The organism is Actinomadura sp. 6K520 (genome assembly GCF_004349245.1).
Lineage (GTDB): Bacteria > Actinomycetota > Actinomycetes > Streptosporangiales > Streptosporangiaceae > Spirillospora.
In genome coordinates this window covers 1-14,552 of sequence record NZ_SMLC01000171.1, presented here as the reverse complement: position 1 = coordinate 14,552, position 14,552 = coordinate 1, and the positions used below count along the sequence as shown (strand labels likewise).

Annotated in this window: 13 protein-coding genes; 7 read left to right on the top strand and 6 right to left on the bottom strand. The window is 69.6% G+C overall.

Annotated elements, in window-relative coordinates:
• The 5 genes from E1289_RS38500 to E1289_RS30665 form a co-directional block, all read left to right on the top strand.
• A partial coding sequence (locus E1289_RS38500; RefSeq protein ID WP_165970671.1) for a hypothetical protein occupies window positions 1–1,677 on the top strand: 1,677 nt, incomplete at its 5' end.
• On the top strand, window positions 1,664–2,110 hold the full coding sequence (locus tag E1289_RS30680) for a hypothetical protein (RefSeq protein ID WP_131986440.1): 447 nt from the start codon (window positions 1,664–1,666) through the stop codon (window positions 2,108–2,110). The genes E1289_RS38500 and E1289_RS30680, both read left to right, overlap by 14 nt.
• Entirely contained in the window at window positions 2,111–2,620 is a 510-nt protein-coding gene (locus E1289_RS30675) for a hypothetical protein (RefSeq protein ID WP_131986438.1), read from the top strand.
• A 540-nt stretch (window positions 2,621–3,160) separates the two neighbouring features.
• Window positions 3,161–4,042 (top strand): helix-turn-helix transcriptional regulator, encoded by an 882-nt coding sequence (locus E1289_RS30670; protein ID WP_131986436.1) that lies wholly within the window; start codon window positions 3,161–3,163, stop codon window positions 4,040–4,042.
• A complete protein-coding gene (locus E1289_RS30665) occupies window positions 4,039–4,233 on the top strand; it encodes a DUF397 domain-containing protein (RefSeq protein WP_131986434.1) in 195 nt (64 codons plus the stop codon). The genes E1289_RS30670 and E1289_RS30665 overlap by 4 nt, the downstream gene beginning before the upstream one ends.
• A gap of 112 nt (window positions 4,234–4,345) precedes the next feature.
• Here E1289_RS30665 and gndA read toward each other — a convergent pair whose 3' ends face one another.
• Window positions 4,346–5,770 (bottom strand): NADP-dependent phosphogluconate dehydrogenase, encoded by a 1,425-nt coding sequence (gndA, locus tag E1289_RS30660; protein WP_131986432.1) that lies wholly within the window; start codon window positions 5,768–5,770, stop codon window positions 4,346–4,348.
• 160 nt (window positions 5,771–5,930) lie between these two features.
• On the opposite strand from gndA, the gene E1289_RS30655 reads away from it, so the two are divergent.
• Together E1289_RS30655 and E1289_RS30650 are read left to right on the top strand one after the other, a co-directional pair.
• On the top strand, window positions 5,931–6,680 hold the full coding sequence (locus E1289_RS30655) for a beta-phosphoglucomutase family hydrolase (RefSeq protein WP_131986430.1): 750 nt from the start codon (window positions 5,931–5,933) through the stop codon (window positions 6,678–6,680).
• Complete coding sequence (locus E1289_RS30650) at window positions 6,677–9,061, top strand: glycosyl hydrolase family 65 protein (RefSeq protein WP_131986428.1); 2,385 nt, start codon at window positions 6,677–6,679, stop codon at window positions 9,059–9,061. Before E1289_RS30655 ends, E1289_RS30650 begins: the two co-directional genes overlap by 4 nt.
• Before the next feature lie 166 nt (window positions 9,062–9,227).
• Here E1289_RS30650 and soxR read toward each other — a convergent pair whose 3' ends face one another.
• The 5 genes from soxR to E1289_RS30625 form a co-directional block, all read right to left on the bottom strand.
• Entirely contained in the window at window positions 9,228–9,761 is a 534-nt protein-coding gene (gene soxR / locus E1289_RS30645; RefSeq protein WP_131986426.1) for a redox-sensitive transcriptional activator SoxR, read from the bottom strand.
• Between the two features lie 146 nt (window positions 9,762–9,907).
• Window positions 9,908–10,483, bottom strand: a complete 576-nt coding sequence (locus tag E1289_RS30640) for an HdeD family acid-resistance protein (RefSeq protein WP_131986424.1) — start codon at window positions 10,481–10,483, stop codon at window positions 9,908–9,910.
• Window positions 10,484–10,608: 125 nt separating this feature from the next.
• Entirely contained in the window at window positions 10,609–12,426 is a 1,818-nt protein-coding gene (locus E1289_RS30635) for a phosphoenolpyruvate carboxykinase (GTP) (protein ID WP_243713253.1), read from the bottom strand.
• A 177-nt stretch (window positions 12,427–12,603) separates the two neighbouring features.
• Window positions 12,604–13,710, bottom strand: a complete 1,107-nt coding sequence (locus E1289_RS30630) for an ABC transporter ATP-binding protein (RefSeq protein ID WP_131986420.1) — start codon at window positions 13,708–13,710, stop codon at window positions 12,604–12,606.
• Window positions 13,707–14,519 carry an ABC transporter permease gene (locus E1289_RS30625; RefSeq protein ID WP_131986418.1) on the bottom strand — a complete coding sequence of 271 codons (813 nt, stop codon included), beginning with the start codon at window positions 14,517–14,519 and terminating at the stop codon, window positions 13,707–13,709. The genes E1289_RS30630 and E1289_RS30625 overlap by 4 nt, the downstream gene beginning before the upstream one ends.
• Between the last annotated feature and the right edge of the window lie 33 nt (window positions 14,520–14,552).

Sequence of the window (14,552 nt, the reverse complement as noted above, 5' to 3'; positions counted from 1 at the left end):
TCCCCAGGCCAACCCTCCCGCCTGGAAAGCCTCGCCCGCGCCCGCGAACAGCAAGAAAGCAGAGCGCAGCAGACCCAAGAGAAGGACACCGGCAGCTCACCGCGCGAACAACGCGACGACAAAACCACCTCGGAACAGGCCGACAGCGGCGAAGAGAATGCAGAGACATCCGGCAGGCCCGGAGCCAAGGACAAGCAGCAGCGCCAAGACAAAGACCAGCGCGAGGACGATCCACGCATCCAAGACCAGGGCACCAGCGCCGACCGCGAGACCGACACCGGCACACCCGGCGACCGCAACCGGCCCCAAGCCCAACCCGCCGAACCTCGGGCCGACACCCGCACCGAACCCGCCGACAGACCCGCCTCGCCCGAACGGCAGTGGACACCGCCACCCGACAACCCCGGCTCCCCCGGCCAACCCTCCCGCCTGGAAAGCCTCGCCCGCGCCCGCGAACTACAGCAAGAACGCAGTGCGCAGCGGACCGAGAACACCGACACCGCCGGCCCTCCGACCGAGCAGCGCGACCACCAGCCCGCCACACCGCAGCTCGAAAGCGACGGCGTGAAAGCAGGGCCAGCAGGCAACACCGAGGGCACCGGCAAGGAACAGGACGCAAGCACACTGACAGACGACGCCAAGACCGAGGACGGACCCAAGCCCGACACCTCCGAGGCGCCACCCACCCTCGAGCACAACCCCCGCGAAGCCGACAAGCCCACCGACAACGCCCGCCAGCCAACGGGGCAAACCACCGACCAGCCCACCGGCCCACAAGAACCCCATTCAGGTGCCACGACCGGCGAGCTGGATCCCCTGGAGCGCACCACAGACACCCAATCCAGACCTGGGGACGACCCGATAGGCCAGAACGCCGAAGCCACCGAACCCGCCTCTGGCACCGGCTCCCACGCCGACGCCCCCGGCGAGCCCAGCAGCGACAACAGCCCGCCGTCGTCTGAAGAAACAGTTCAGACATCGAAATCACAAGAGACTCCCGGCAACCAGGGCGGCGACCATGATAAAAAGGCCGGTGATGCTAGCTCTGAGCCGTCCCCGCACGAGACCAACGAGACAGACCAGGAAGGAAAGACCAATCCCATACTTCTTGATGTCCGCTCCGACGGTCAAGGCAAGGTAAGGCTCGAACGCCGCTATCAGCCGGAGAATGACTCCGATACGGAACGGGCTCCGCGTGTAACGAATGTGACCGAAGTAGAGGAGCCCAGCCCCTTCCAAGGCCGAACCGGAATAGCCTTCGATAGTGACGGTCGACCTGCCCCACCGAGCCGCAATCAGGGAAACGACACCGCAGGGCGCGGCGAGCCTCGCAATCCCGGGGACGACCCTGCATCCCGCGACTACAGACGCAGTCCTGAAAATCAATCTCGACGACTTGACCTTTACCGTTCAATCTTTGATAAGCCTGACGATGCAAGCAAGGCTTTGGACGAGTACGCCAAGCCCGCCCAGAAAGGTCTTGAACGAATAGAACCAACGGGCCAGGCAAGTGGCGCCCGCACCAAGGGCGACCAGGTAGGTCCAGCAGATCAACCACTAAAGACGGGGAACGCCGTACTCGGAGTGGTCGGCATAGCCATAATCGGAACCGAAGCAGCCCGACACGGCATCGGGCTTCTACGACGCCTAAGGGGAACACAACATGCCGATAACTGATCACCAGGTATCGACGTTGCGCGCTCAACTGGCAGGACAGCACGACGAGCATCTGCGACTGGCGAAACAACTTGGCCGCGATGAGGCCAATAAAGAATATGCGGCACTGATTGCCGCCGCCTTCATCGAAGCGGTAGAGCGCCGATTCACTAAGGACGGAACCAAGTCGAACGAGTCAGAAGTCGTCGACTTCGTTGCACAAGTGCGCGGAATAGACGATGAAATGTCGGCCACAATTGACCCTCAGATCGCCGAAAGTCTGATACTGCACCTATTGGAGAAAGGTACGATAGTCGACGCAGATAAGGACAAGAAGTTCGGTCACCAAGTTGTTCTTCTGGCGACTCTCGTGGGTCAGGAGCAGTTCACCGACACGGAACTAGACGCCTTCTTGGCCGACGCCCGTTCCTTGGCCAATCAATTGCTCGGGTAGATGGACTACTCGAGCGTTGAGATTCGCGAGGAGAACATCCTCGCTTTGCGGTCGTTCCTGTTAGAGGGGCCGGAGGCGTGGGTGCCCTTGCAGGACGAGATGCAGAAGGACGACGAGACGGCGGCCGGGTATATGTCGCTGCTCTTCGGGGCATTCAACGTCGCGGTACGCCGCAGGTTCTCGCCCACCTACACCGTCGGCGAGATTGTCCGCTTCGTCGCCGAATTGCGAATTATGGCTGGCGAGGACGCGCACCTGATCAACACTCTCGTCGCCGAAGACTTGATCCGCCGTGCTGTCGGTGCCCCTCCGCCGAAGGACGGTGGCCCGGACGATGCAGAGACCGTCCTGTCGGCCCAGATATTCATCTTGCTGCACCTCGTCGCCGAATCAGACTTCGACCGGGCAGGCCTGGAGCAGTTCATCGAAGAGACGACGGCCTACACCGAGCAGTGGCTCAATGTGCAGCGAACGGTACCAACTCATACCCCCGCTCAGGACGCCCCGTAGGCGGCCACCATCGGGTCACGGCCGGAGAAGTTGAACGCACGGCCCAAGAGAGCCCCCTGACGCGCCACCACCCCAAGGGCTTCAAAAGTGAGCGAGCGAGTTTAGACCAACCGGTCCGGATGATCGTCCAGAACAAACCGGCGGCGGCGGTCAACGGCCCGCGGTGGTCGGTCGGGAGGCTCATAGCCCGCGTGGTCCCGGACGCGGGGGCAGCGCCCGGTGCCGAAACGCTGGGGCAGGCTTGCTGCCGCCTTCTCGCGCGCACCTAGAGGACGAGGCGGTACCGTCCGACGTCCGCCCGCAGAGGCCATGCTCGCAAATCAGGACATGCGACATTTGGGCTATTTAGCAGTGCCCGGTGAGGCGGGTCGGGCGGGCGAATGGGGCGCGTGCGAAGTGTGGACGTGCGGATATTGGCTGGGGCGGCTGTCGTGTCAGTGCTTGACCGAGCGTGACCTTATGATTGCTCGCGAGTGGTCGAACACAGAGAGTTAGTGATCCGAACGGATCGTGGACCGACGCGATATCGGGAGGACGGTCATGCCGAGCCCCTACGTCCGGCGCCGCCAGTTGGCGGCGGAGATCCGCAAACTCCGCGAGAGCCGCGGCCTCACCACCGATGGCCTTGCCCAGCTCATGTACTACTCCCGCACCAAGATCTCCCGGCTGGAGAATGCTCAGGGACGGCCGGACGTGGGCGAGATCATGAACATGCTGGAGGTCCTCGAAGTCACCGGCGACCAGTACGGCAAGCTCCTCAAGCTCGTCCGCGAGGCTGCACACAAGGGCTGGTGGGATAAGTACGGCATCTCCATGGGTTCTCGCCAGAAGCTCTACGCCGACCTTGAGTACAGCGCCGCCACGGTGCGCGACTACAACCAGACCGCGATGCCTGCGGTCTTGCAGGCCCCCGAGTTCATCTCGGCGCTCGTCGACCTGGATCAGTGTCAAGGGAAACTCGACTACGTCCCGGAGCGCATGGCCGAAGCCCGCATGCGGCGGCAACGCGAGCTACTCCGGCAGGACGGCCCGACCTACGAAACGGTCCTCGACGAATGCGTGATCCACCGGCTCGCCGTGCCACCACAGGCGATGATCGCCCAACTTCAGCACATGATCAGGAGGGTCTCGGAGGAGGAGCGCATCACCATACGTGTGCTCCGGCACGATGCCCACGTTCCCGGAGGCTTCCTCCCCAAGTCAGACTTCTACCTCTACACGTTCGCTGACCCTGGCGACTCGCCAATGGCGGTGGTCGATACCGTCACCGCCGATCACGTCCTGACCCAACGAGGTGAGGTAGCACGCTACGCAAGACTCTATGACCGCCTGCGTGAGGCAGCCCTGTCCCGCGAAGACAGCGTCACCTTCCTTGATCGGGTAGCCAGCAGGCTTACCGACCAGACAGGATCGAGAGCATGACCAAGAGCTTCCACGACTGGCGCAAGTCCCGCCACAGCGAGCCGAACGGCGGATGCATCGAGGCTGGGCGGGCCCCCGACGGGACGATCGGCGTCCGTGACACCAAGCTTTGTGGCAACGGCCCCACTCTGGTATTCACCAGGGAAGAATGGCGGAGCCTGCTCGACAGGATCCGAGCCGAGGCCCCCTGACCTCCCAACCCCTGCGGATTTGAGACGAACCCGTCTCGTCCAGGGCCGTTGGCGTGTCCAGTGCGGGGCCGCTTCATTCGCGGGGTGCCGCGAATGAAGCGGCAGAGGTGGGTCAGCCGATTACCTCTGTGCGGTCGGTGCCCCAGAGGGTGTGGTAGGAGCCTTCGCGGTCTACGCGGCGGTAGGTGTGGGCGCCGAAGTAGTCGCGCTGGCCCTGGGTTAGGGCGGCCGGCAGGCGGGCGGCGCGCAGGGAGTCGTAGTAGGCCAGGGCGGTGGCGAAGCCGGGTGCCGGGATGCCTAGACGCGCGGCGACGGAGACGACCTCGCGCCAGGCGTCCTGGGCGTCGCCGAGGGCTTCGGCGAAGTGGTCGTCGGTGAGCAGGGTCGGGGTCTCCGGGTCGGCCTCGTAGGCGGCGCGGATGCGGTCCAGGAAGCGTGCGCGGATGATGCAGCCGCCGCGCCAGATGGTGGCCATCGCGCCGAGGTCGATGTTCCAGCCGTACTCGGCGCTGCCCGCCTGGATCTCGTGGAAGCCCTGCGCGTACGCGACGATCTTGGAGGCGTAGAGGGCCTTCTCGACGGCGTCGGCGAAGCCGGGGCCGGCGGTGGCGGTGCGGGAGGGGCCGGGCAGGTTCTGGGACGCCTCGCGCAGCGCGGCGTGGCCCGACACCGAGCGGGCGAAGACGGCCTCGGCGATGCCTCCGACGGGGACACCGAGGTCGAGGGCGGTCTGCACCGTCCAGCGGCCGGTGCCCTTCTGCTCGGCCTGGTCGAGGACGACGTCCACGAACGGCTTGCCGGTGGACGCGTCGGTGTGCGCGAGGACCTCGGCGGTGATCTCGATGAGGTAGGACTCCAGCCGGCCGGTGTTCCAGGTGCGGAAGACCTCGGCGATCTCGGCGGGTCCGAGCCCGGCGGCGTGCCGGAGCAGGTCGTAGGACTCGGCGATCAGCTGCATGTCGGCGTACTCGATGCCGTTGTGCACCATCTTCACGAAGTGCCCGGCGCCGTCGGGGCCCACGTGGGTGCAGCAGGGCGTCCCGTCCACCTTGGCGGAGATGTCCTCCAGCAGGGGACCGAGGGCCTCGTAGGACTCGGCAGAGCCGCCCGGCATGATGCTGGGGCCGTGCAGGGCGCCCTCCTCGCCGCCGGAGATGCCCGTCCCGACGAAGTGGATGCCCTGTTCGCGGAGGGCGGACTCGCGGCGGCGGGTGTCGGCGAAGTTCGCGTTGCCGCCGTCGACGATCATGTCGCCGGGCTCCAGCAGCGGGGCGAACTCGTCGATGACGGCGTCGGTCGGGCCGCCCGCCTTCACCATGATCACCAGGCGTCGGGGCCGCTCCAGGGAGGACACGAACTGCTCGGGCGTCTCGGCCGGAAGGAACGTTCCCTCCGCACCGAACTGATCTACGAGCGCCTTGGTCCGGGTGGCGGTACGGTTGTGCACGGCGACGGGATGACCGTGCCGGGCGAGGTTGCGGGCCAGGTTGCGGCCCATGACCGCCAGCCCTGTGACGCCTATACGCGCCTTTTGCATTGGATCATTCCTCCTCGTGTGCGACCCTGACCAAGGGGAGTACGGGGATCATGATCCCCGCGTTCGAGCGGCCGCGGCCCCCATCCCAGGGTCCGGCCCGAGTACGCGGTGCGCGTGCCAGGGATCTCTTCCGATGGTGACATTCTCCAGGGGGTTACGGATGCTGGGACTGCCCGATGAGGCAGCGGCGTGTCTCTTCGATCTCGACGGGGTGCTGACCCGGACGGCGGCCGTCCATGCCGCCGCCTGGAAGGAGATGTTCGACGGCTACCTCAGGGAGCGGGCGGAGCGGACCGGTGCGGAGTTCACCGAGTTCGACCCCGTGAAGGACTACGGCCGCTACGTCGACGGCAAGAAGCGCGAGGACGGGACGCGCTCGTTCCTGCAGTCGCGGGGCATCGAGCTGCCGGAGGGCTCCCCCGACGACCCGCCGGAGACCGAGAGCGTCCGGGGTCTCGGCACCCGGAAGAACGCGCTGGTCCTCAAGTTCATCGAGGAGAAGGGCGTGGAGGTCTTCGAGGGCTCCGTCGACTACGTCCGCGCGGCGCGGAAGCGGGGGCTGAAGACGGCGGTCGTGTCGTCCAGCGCGAACACCGTCCAGGTGCTGCGGACGGCCGGCATCACCGACCTGTTCGACGCGCGGGTCGACGGCGTGGTCGCCGCGGAGCGGCACCTGCCCGGCAAGCCCGCCCCCGACACGTTCCTCGCCGCCGCCCGGGAGCTGGGCGTCGCCGCCGCGCAGGCGGTGGTGTTCGAGGACGCGCTCGCCGGCGTCCAGGCGGGACGTGCCGGCGGGTTCGCCTACGTCGTGGGCGTGAATCGCATGGACGACGCGCACGGCGCGGCCCTGGCCGAGCACGGCGCGGACATCGTGGTGTCCGACCTGTCAGAACTGTTGGAGGTTGAGTGATCGAGCGGGAGGGGCAGGCCGCGATCGACCGGCCCCTGTTCACGGTGGAGCCGTGGTGCGTGCGCGAGCCGGAGCTCCGGCTGGACCGCCTGGCCCAGACCGAGTCGGTGTTCGCCCTGTCCAACGGCCACGTCGGCATGCGCGGCAACCTGGACGAGGGGGAGCCGCACGGCATGCCGGGCACGTACCTCAACTCGTTCTTCGAGCAGCGCCCGCTGCCGCACGCCGAGACCGCCTACGGCTACCCCGAGTCGGGCCAGACGGTCATCAACGTCACCAACGGCAAGGTGATCCGGCTGCTGGTGGACGACGAGCCGTTCGACGTCCGGTACGGCCGCGTCCACCACCACGAGCGGACCCTGGACATGCGGGCGGGCACGCTCACCCGGCACGTCGAGTGGACCTCACCGGCGGACAAGACGGTCAGGGTGACCTCGACCCGCATCGTCTCGCTGACCCAGCGGGCCGTCGCGGCGATCTGCTACGAGGTCGAGCCGGTGGACGAGGCGGTCCGGGTGGTCGCGCAGTCGGAGCTGGTGGCCAACGAGGCGCTGCCCGGCGGCGGCAAGGACCCGCGTGCCTCCGCGATCCTGGAGAGCCCGCTGGTCGGCGAGGAGCACGTCGCCAACGGCACCAAGGTCCTGCTGCTGCACCGGACGCGGCAGAGCGGGCTGCGGATGGCCGCGGGGATGTCGCACGACATCCAGGGCCCCGACTCGACGACGATCGACACCGAGAGCTCCAAGGACGTGGGCCGGCTGACGGTCGCGACGCGGCTGGAGCCCGGCCAGAAGCTGCGCATCGTCAAGTACATCGCGTACGGGTGGTCGAGCCAGCGGTCGCGTCCCGCCCTGCACGACCAGGTGGTCGGGGCCCTCGCGGGCGCGCGGCGGACCGGCTTCGGCGGCCTGCTGGCCGAGCAGCGCGACTACCTGGACGAGTTCTGGGAGGGCGCGGACGTCGAGGTCGACGGCGACGCCGAGATCCAGCAGGCCGTGCGGTTCAGCATGTTCCACGTCCTGCAGGCGGGCGCGCGCGCGGAACGCCGCATGATCCCGGCGAAGGGCCTGACGGGGCCCGGCTACGACGGCCACGCGTTCTGGGACACCGAGACGTTCGTGCTGCCGGTGCTGACCTACACCTCGCCGGGCGCCGCGGCGGACGCGCTCGCCTGGCGGCACATGACGCTGCCGCTGGCGTGCGAGCGCGCCGCGCAGCTCGGCCTGGAGGGCGCCACGTTCCCCTGGCGGACGATCCGCGGGCAGGAATGCTCCGGGTACTGGCCCGCCGGGACGGCCGCGTTCCACATCAACGCCGACATCTCCGACGCCGTCCTGCGTTACCTGGACGCCACGGAGGACGTGCAGTTCGAGCGGGAGATCGGCCTGGACATCCTGGTGCAGACCGCGCGGCTGTGGCGGAGCCTGGGCCATCACGACGTGGGCGGCGTGTTCCGCATCGACGGGGTCACCGGCCCCGACGAGTACAGCGCGGTCGTGGACAACAACGTCTACACCAACCTCATGGCGCGCCGTAACCTCCAGCAGGCCGCGGAGATGGCGATGCGCCACCCGGACGTGGCCGACCGGCTCGGCGTGGACGCCGAGGAGGCCGCGTCGTGGCGGGACGCCGCGGCGGCCATGCTGATCCCCTACGACGAGCGGCTGGGCGTCCATCCGCAGAGCGAGAGCTTCACCCACCACGCCCGCTGGGATTTCGGGGCCACCAAGCCCGACCACTATCCCCTGCTGCTGAACTACCCCTACTTCGACCTGTACCGCAAGCAGGTCGTCAAGCAGGCGGACCTGGTGCTCGCGCTGCACCTGTGCGGGGAGGCGTTCACCGAGGAGGAGAAGGTCCGGAACTTCGCCTACTACGAGGGGCTCACCGTCCGGGACTCCTCGCTGTCGGCGCAGACGCAGGCCGTCGTGGCGGCCGAGGTCGGCCAGCTGGAGCTGGCGCACGACTACCTCGGCGAGACCGCGCTGGTGGACCTGCACGACCTGAACCGCAACACCCGCGACGGGCTGCACATCGCCTCGATGGCGGGCGCGTGGAGCGGGCTCGTCGCCGGGTTCGGCGGGATGCGGGCGGGCAACGGCCGGCTGCGCTTCGCGCCGCGGCTGCCGGGCGGCATCAGCCGGCTCGCGTTCCGGATGCGGTACCGGGGCAGCCGGGTCAAGGTCACCGTCACCTCGGACGCGGCCGCCTACGAGCTGATGGACGGGCCCGGCCTCAAGCTGTGGCACCACGGTGAGCCGTTCACGCTGGGCGACGAGCCGGTCGAGCTGCCGATCGAGCAGATCCCCGCGCGCCCGGCGCCGACCCAGCCGACGGGACGGGAGCCGGCCCCGCGCCGTATAGACCCGCACGGCCGCTGATTTTCTTGCAGGCCAGGCCCACTGCGCTCGCCTGGCGGCTCGCTCCGTGACCTGGCCTGTGCGAGCGCGAATCGCTTCGCGATCTTCCCGGTGAGGCTCGCCTCCGGCTTCACCTCACCGGTCAGGTCACGCGCTCGCGTGCGTGGTTGAGGCCGCGTCGAACGGCCTAGTTCCGGGGGGCGTAGGGGTCGCCGCAGTCCGCGTCCGCTCCGCCTCCCGGACGGGATTCGGCGTCCCCTGCGCCGCGCTCGGCGAGGAGCCTGCGCGGTCCCGGGCCCTCGTCGCCGAGCCGGTCGTAGGGGTTGGCGAGGGCGCACTTGCTCATCGACAGGCAGCCGCAGCCGATGCAGTCGGTGAGGTCGTCGCGGAGCCGTTCGAGCTGGCGAATGCGGGCGTCGAGGTCGCTGCGCCACGCCTCCGACAGCCGCGCCCAGTCCGCCACCGTGGGCGTGCGCCCTTCGGGGAGCGTGCCGAGGGCGTCGCGGATCTGGCTGAGCGGTATCCCGACCCGCTGGGAGACCTTGATGAACGAGACCCGGCGGAGCGTGTCGCGGCTGAAGCGCCGCTGGTTGCCGGCCGTCCGGCGACTGCTGATCAGGCCCTTGGACTCGTAGAAGTGCAGCGCCGAGACGGCCACGCCGCTCCGCTCGGCGAGCTGCCCGACGGTCAGTTCGTGCACCCGGTGCTCAAGCCGCGTCATGGCCGCATCCTATGCGACCTCAACCGCGGTCGAGGTTCCGTCCGGCGACGACCGTCCGGCGACGACCGCCGGTGGTGGCCGCCGGTGGTGGCCGCCGGTGGTGGCCGCCGGTGGTGGCCGCCGGTGGTGGCCGCCGGTGGTGGCCGCTAGTGCTGGGCGGCGGTGCCCACCCCGTGGCGGCTCGCGCCCTCCTGGCCGAGCCGCCGCAGCCGGAAGGCCGCCCCGACCATCGCGCCGCCGAACAGGATCGTGAACAACCCGATCACCCAGACGATGGCGAGCGCGCCGGACACCGGCCACGCGAAGAGCAGGACCCCGAACAGCACCGAGATCGCGCCGGACAGCAGGTACGCCCACTCCCCCCGCAGTTCCCTGCGCAGCGCGATCGCGGCGACGATCTCCAGCACCCCGGTGGCGACCGCCCATGCGGCGATCAGCATGAGCAGCACGAACGCGGTGATGCCCGGCCACCCGATCGCCGCGACGCCGAGCGCGATCCCCGCGACGCCGGACAGGGCGAGCAGGCCGCGCGGCGCGCCCGTCGTGCCGCGCAGCGCCAGCAGCACGGCGACCACGCCGTCCGCCAGCGCGAAGGCCCCGAACAGCAGGACCAGCGCCCAGACGGTGATGGCCGGCCAGATGAGGGCGACGACGCCGAACAGGATCGCGAACCCGCCGCGCACGGCGAGTACCCACCAGTGGCGGGCCATCAGGTCGAACATAACGGACCTCCTGCGGGATATCTCTCCCCACTTCCAGGCCCTACACCTGCGGAAACGTCAAGGCCGGTCGCGGGCGCCCATGGGCGCCCGCGACCGGCCTCGGCTCATGCCTCGCGGGCCCGGGGTCAGTGCTCCAGGCGGCGGACCAGGTCGTGGTACTCGTCCCACAGCGCCTTCGGCATGTGGTCGCCGAACTTCTCGAAGTGCTCGGGGACGAGGGCGGCCTCCTGCTTCCACACCACGGTGTCCACCGTCAGCAGCGTGTCGAGGTCGGCGTCGTCGATGGACAGCCCCTCGGTGTCGAGCGCCTCCCTGGTCGGCAGGTGCCCGATCGGGGACTTGACCGCGTCGGCCCGGCCGTTCAGCCGCTCCACGATCCACTTCAGCACGCGGCTGTTCTCCCCGAAGCCCGGCCAGATGAACTTGCCGTCGGCGTTCTTGCGGAACCAGTTGACGTAGTAGATCCGCGGGAGCTTCTCCGGGTCGGTGGCCTTGCCGATCTTCAGCCAGTGGCCGAAGTAGTCGCCCATGTTGTAGCCGCAGAACGGCAGCATGGCGAACGGGTCGCGGCGCAGCTCGCCCACGGCGCCCTCGGCGGCGGCGGTCTTCTCCGACGCGACGTTGGCGCCGAGGAACACGCCCTGCTGCCAGTCGAACGACTCGGTGACCAGCGGGACCGCGGACGCGCGGCGGCCGCCGAACAGGATCGCCGAGATCGGGACGCCCTTCGGGTCCTCCCACTCGTCCGCGATGATCGGGCACTGGCCGGCCGGGGTGGTGAAGCGGGCGTTCGGGTGCGCGGCCGGGGTGTCGGAGTCCGGCGTCCAGTCGTTGCCGCGCCAGTCGGTCAGATGCGCGGGCGGCTCGTCGGTGAGGCCCTCCCACCACACGTCGCCGTCGTCGGTGAGCGCGACGTTGGTGAAGATGCTGTTGCCCCACAGCGTCTTCACGGCGTTGGCGTTGGTGCTCGCGCCGGTGCCGGGCGCGACGCCGAAGAACCCGGCCTCCGGGTTGATCGCGTAGAGGCGGCCGTCGTCGCCGAACCGCATCCAGGCGATGTCGTCGCCGATCGTCTCGACCTTCCAGCCCGGGATGGTCGGCTCCAGCATCGCGAGGTTGGTCTTGCCGCACGCCGACGGGAACGCCGCCGCGACGTAGCGGGTCTCACCGGTGGGCGGCGTCAGCTTCAGGATGAGCATGTGCTCGGCCATCCAGCCCTCGTCCCGCGCCATCGTGGACGCGATCCGCAGCGCGTAGCACTTCTTGCCCAGCAGCGCGTTGCCGCCGTACCCGGACCCGAACGACCAGATCTCCCGGGTCTCGGGGAAATGGGTGATGTACTTCGTGGAGTTGCACGGCCACTTGGCGTCCTCCTGGCCGGGCTCAAGCGGGGCGCCGACGGAGTGGACGGCCTTGACGAACGACCCGCGCTCCTCGATGAGCCGCAGCGCGCCCTCGCCCATCCGCGTCATGATCCGCATGGACACGGCGACGTAGGCCGAGTCGGTGATCTCCACGCCGAGCTGCGAGATGTTGCCGCCGAGGGGGCCCATGCAGAACGGCACCACGTACATGGTGCGGCCCTCCATGCAGCCGTCGAAGAGACCGTTCAGCGTCTCCCTCATCTCGGCGGGCGCGACCCAGTTGTTGGTGGGGCCGGCGTCCGACTCCTTCTCCGAGCAGATGAACGTGCGGTCCTCCACGCGGGCGACGTCGGTCGGGTCGGAGGCGGCGTAGAAGCTGTTCGGCCGTTTCGCGGGGTCGAGCCGCGTGAGGGTGCCCTGCTCGACGAGGAGGCCGGTCAGGCGCTCCCACTCCGCGTCCGAGCCATCGCACCATTCGACGCGGTCCGGCTTGGTCAGCTCGGCGATCCCGCGCACCCACTCGATCAGTTCGGTGTGGCCGGTTGGGGCCTGGTCGAGGCCGGAGACCTGGTTGGACACGGGCAACTCCTTCAGCTGTTCGCAGATCCTTGCATGATGAACAAGACCCGCCGTTTTTGCTATTTGGTCTGGACCAATCCCGTCCACTATTGGCCCTTCCATGCCCCTTTTGTGGCCGATATCACCTACGCCCGGGGATGACGGGCGCGGCACGGCCACGTAACGTCCTGGTTCCGGTCAAGCTGGGTAAACGTGGGTTTCGGTGGCCTTCACGGCCGCCCATATCGGGCTGCCCTCCGACAATTGGAGCTCCGCGACGGCCGCCGGCGTGATGTCCGCGACGGCGTCGAAAGGCGGGCCGGACAGCCGGACCCGGACCCGGTCGCCCTGCCGTTCGATCGCCGCGACCCGGGCGCGCCAGAGGTTGCGGGGGCTGCCGTCGGGGCGGGTCCGGTACAGCGCCACCGAGGATGGCGAGAAGGCGAGGAACACCTCACCTTCGAGTGAGTCGACAGTGTCGAGCGTCCCGGCGGCGCCGCCGTCGATCGTCACCGAGCCCGCCTTCGCGCGGCCCCGGTACAGGTTCAGCCCGACCAGGCGCGCGACGTAGTCGGTGCGTGGCCGCCGGGCCACCTCGGCGGGAGTCCCCTCCTGGACGAGGCGGCCGCCCTCCACGACGACGATGCGGTCGGCCAGCACCATCGCGTCCAGCGGGTCGTGCGTCACCAGCACCGCCGCGCCCGCGAACCCGGCGAGGTGGCGGCGCAGCGCGGCGCGGATCTCCAGCCGGGTGTGCGCGTCGAGGGCGGCGAGCGGCTCGTCCAGCAGCAGCAGGCCCGGCTCGACCGCCAGCGCCCTGGCGAGCGCGACGCGCTGCGCCTGCCCGCCCGACAGCGCCCGCGGCCGGGCGGACGCGAACTCCGCGAGGCCGACGCGCTCCAGCCACCGCGCGGCGCGGCGGCGGGCCTCGCGGCGGCCGGCGCCCCGGCAGCGCGGCCCGAACGCGACGTTCTCCAGCACGCTGAGGTGCGGGAACAGCAGGTAGTCCTGGAAGACCATGCCGATCCCGCGGCGGTCGGGCGGCAGCGCGCCCAGGTCGCCGCCGGCCAGCCGGACGTGGCCACCCGCCAGCGGGACGAGGCCCGCCAGCGCGCGCAACGCGGTGCTCTTGCCCGCCCCGTTCGGCCCGAGCAGCGCCACGACCTCCCCCGGCTCGGCGGTCAGCCCGAGATCCAGCTCGAACCCACCCCGCCGCACCACAAGCCGCGCGTCCAGTCCCCCATCGCCGCTCACTGCTCCCGGTGGGGGGACGGCCCCACGCACCTCCCGGTTCGCTCCGCTCATCTGGAGGTCTCCATCCACCTGCCCCGCAAGGCCGCGAGCACGACGACCGAAACTGCCAGCAGGACGAGGCTCAGCACGATCGCGGCCTCCGGGTCGGTCTCCAGCGCCAGGTACACGGCCAGCGGCATCGTCTGCGTCCGCCCCGGGAAGTTGCCCGCGAAGGTGATCGTCGCGCCGAACTCGCCCAGCGCTCGCGCCCAGCACAGCACGGCCCCGGCCACGACCCCGGGCGCGACGAGGGGCAGCGTCACCCGCCGGAAGATCGTCCAGCGGCCCGCGCCGAGGGTCGCGGCGGCCTCCTCGTAGCGCAGGTCCGCGGCGCGCAGCGCGCCCTCCACGCTGATCACCAGGAACGGCATCGCCACGAACGTCTCGGCCAGCACGACCCCGGCGGTGCTGAACGGGAACGTGATCCCGAACGTGGAGTCCAGCCATCCGCCGATCAGCCCGCGCCGCCCGAGCACGAGCAGCAGCGCGACGCCGCCGACGACCGGCGGCAGCACCAGCGGCACCGTCACCAGCGCCCGGACCAGGCCGGTGCCCGGGAACCTGACCCGCGCCAGCGTCCAGGCCAGCGGGACGCCGAACAGCACGCACAGGCCGGTGGCGAGGGTGGCGGTGACCATCGACAGCCGCAGCGCGTCCAGCACCTGCGGCTGCATGAGCCGGGTGCCGAGCGTGGACCACGGGGCGCGGACGAGCAGCCCGAACAGCGGCAGCACCAGGAACGCCAGCCCCACCAGCGCGGGCACCAGCAGGACCAGCGGCGGCCGCCCCGGCAGCCGCTCCGCGCCCCTCGCCGTGCGCACCCCCCGGAGCGGCTGCGCACCCCTCCGAGGGGG

Coding starts and splice junctions, on each gene's coding strand:
- soxR (WP_131986426.1), bottom strand. CDS start 9,761: ATGACGCGGCTTGAGCACCGGGTGCACGAACTGACCGTCGGGCAGCTC.
- E1289_RS30655 (WP_131986430.1), top strand. CDS start 5,931: ATGCTGGGACTGCCCGATGAGGCAGCGGCGTGTCTCTTCGATCTCGAC.
- E1289_RS30680 (WP_131986440.1), top strand. CDS start 1,664: ATGCCGATAACTGATCACCAGGTATCGACGTTGCGCGCTCAACTGGCA.
- E1289_RS30675 (WP_131986438.1), top strand. CDS start 2,111: ATGGACTACTCGAGCGTTGAGATTCGCGAGGAGAACATCCTCGCTTTG.
- E1289_RS30630 (WP_131986420.1), bottom strand. CDS start 13,710: ATGAGCGGAGCGAACCGGGAGGTGCGTGGGGCCGTCCCCCCACCGGGA.
- gndA (WP_131986432.1), bottom strand. CDS start 5,770: ATGCAAAAGGCGCGTATAGGCGTCACAGGGCTGGCGGTCATGGGCCGC.
- E1289_RS30640 (WP_131986424.1), bottom strand. CDS start 10,483: ATGTTCGACCTGATGGCCCGCCACTGGTGGGTACTCGCCGTGCGCGGC.
- E1289_RS30670 (WP_131986436.1), top strand. CDS start 3,161: ATGCCGAGCCCCTACGTCCGGCGCCGCCAGTTGGCGGCGGAGATCCGC.
- E1289_RS30665 (WP_131986434.1), top strand. CDS start 4,039: ATGACCAAGAGCTTCCACGACTGGCGCAAGTCCCGCCACAGCGAGCCG.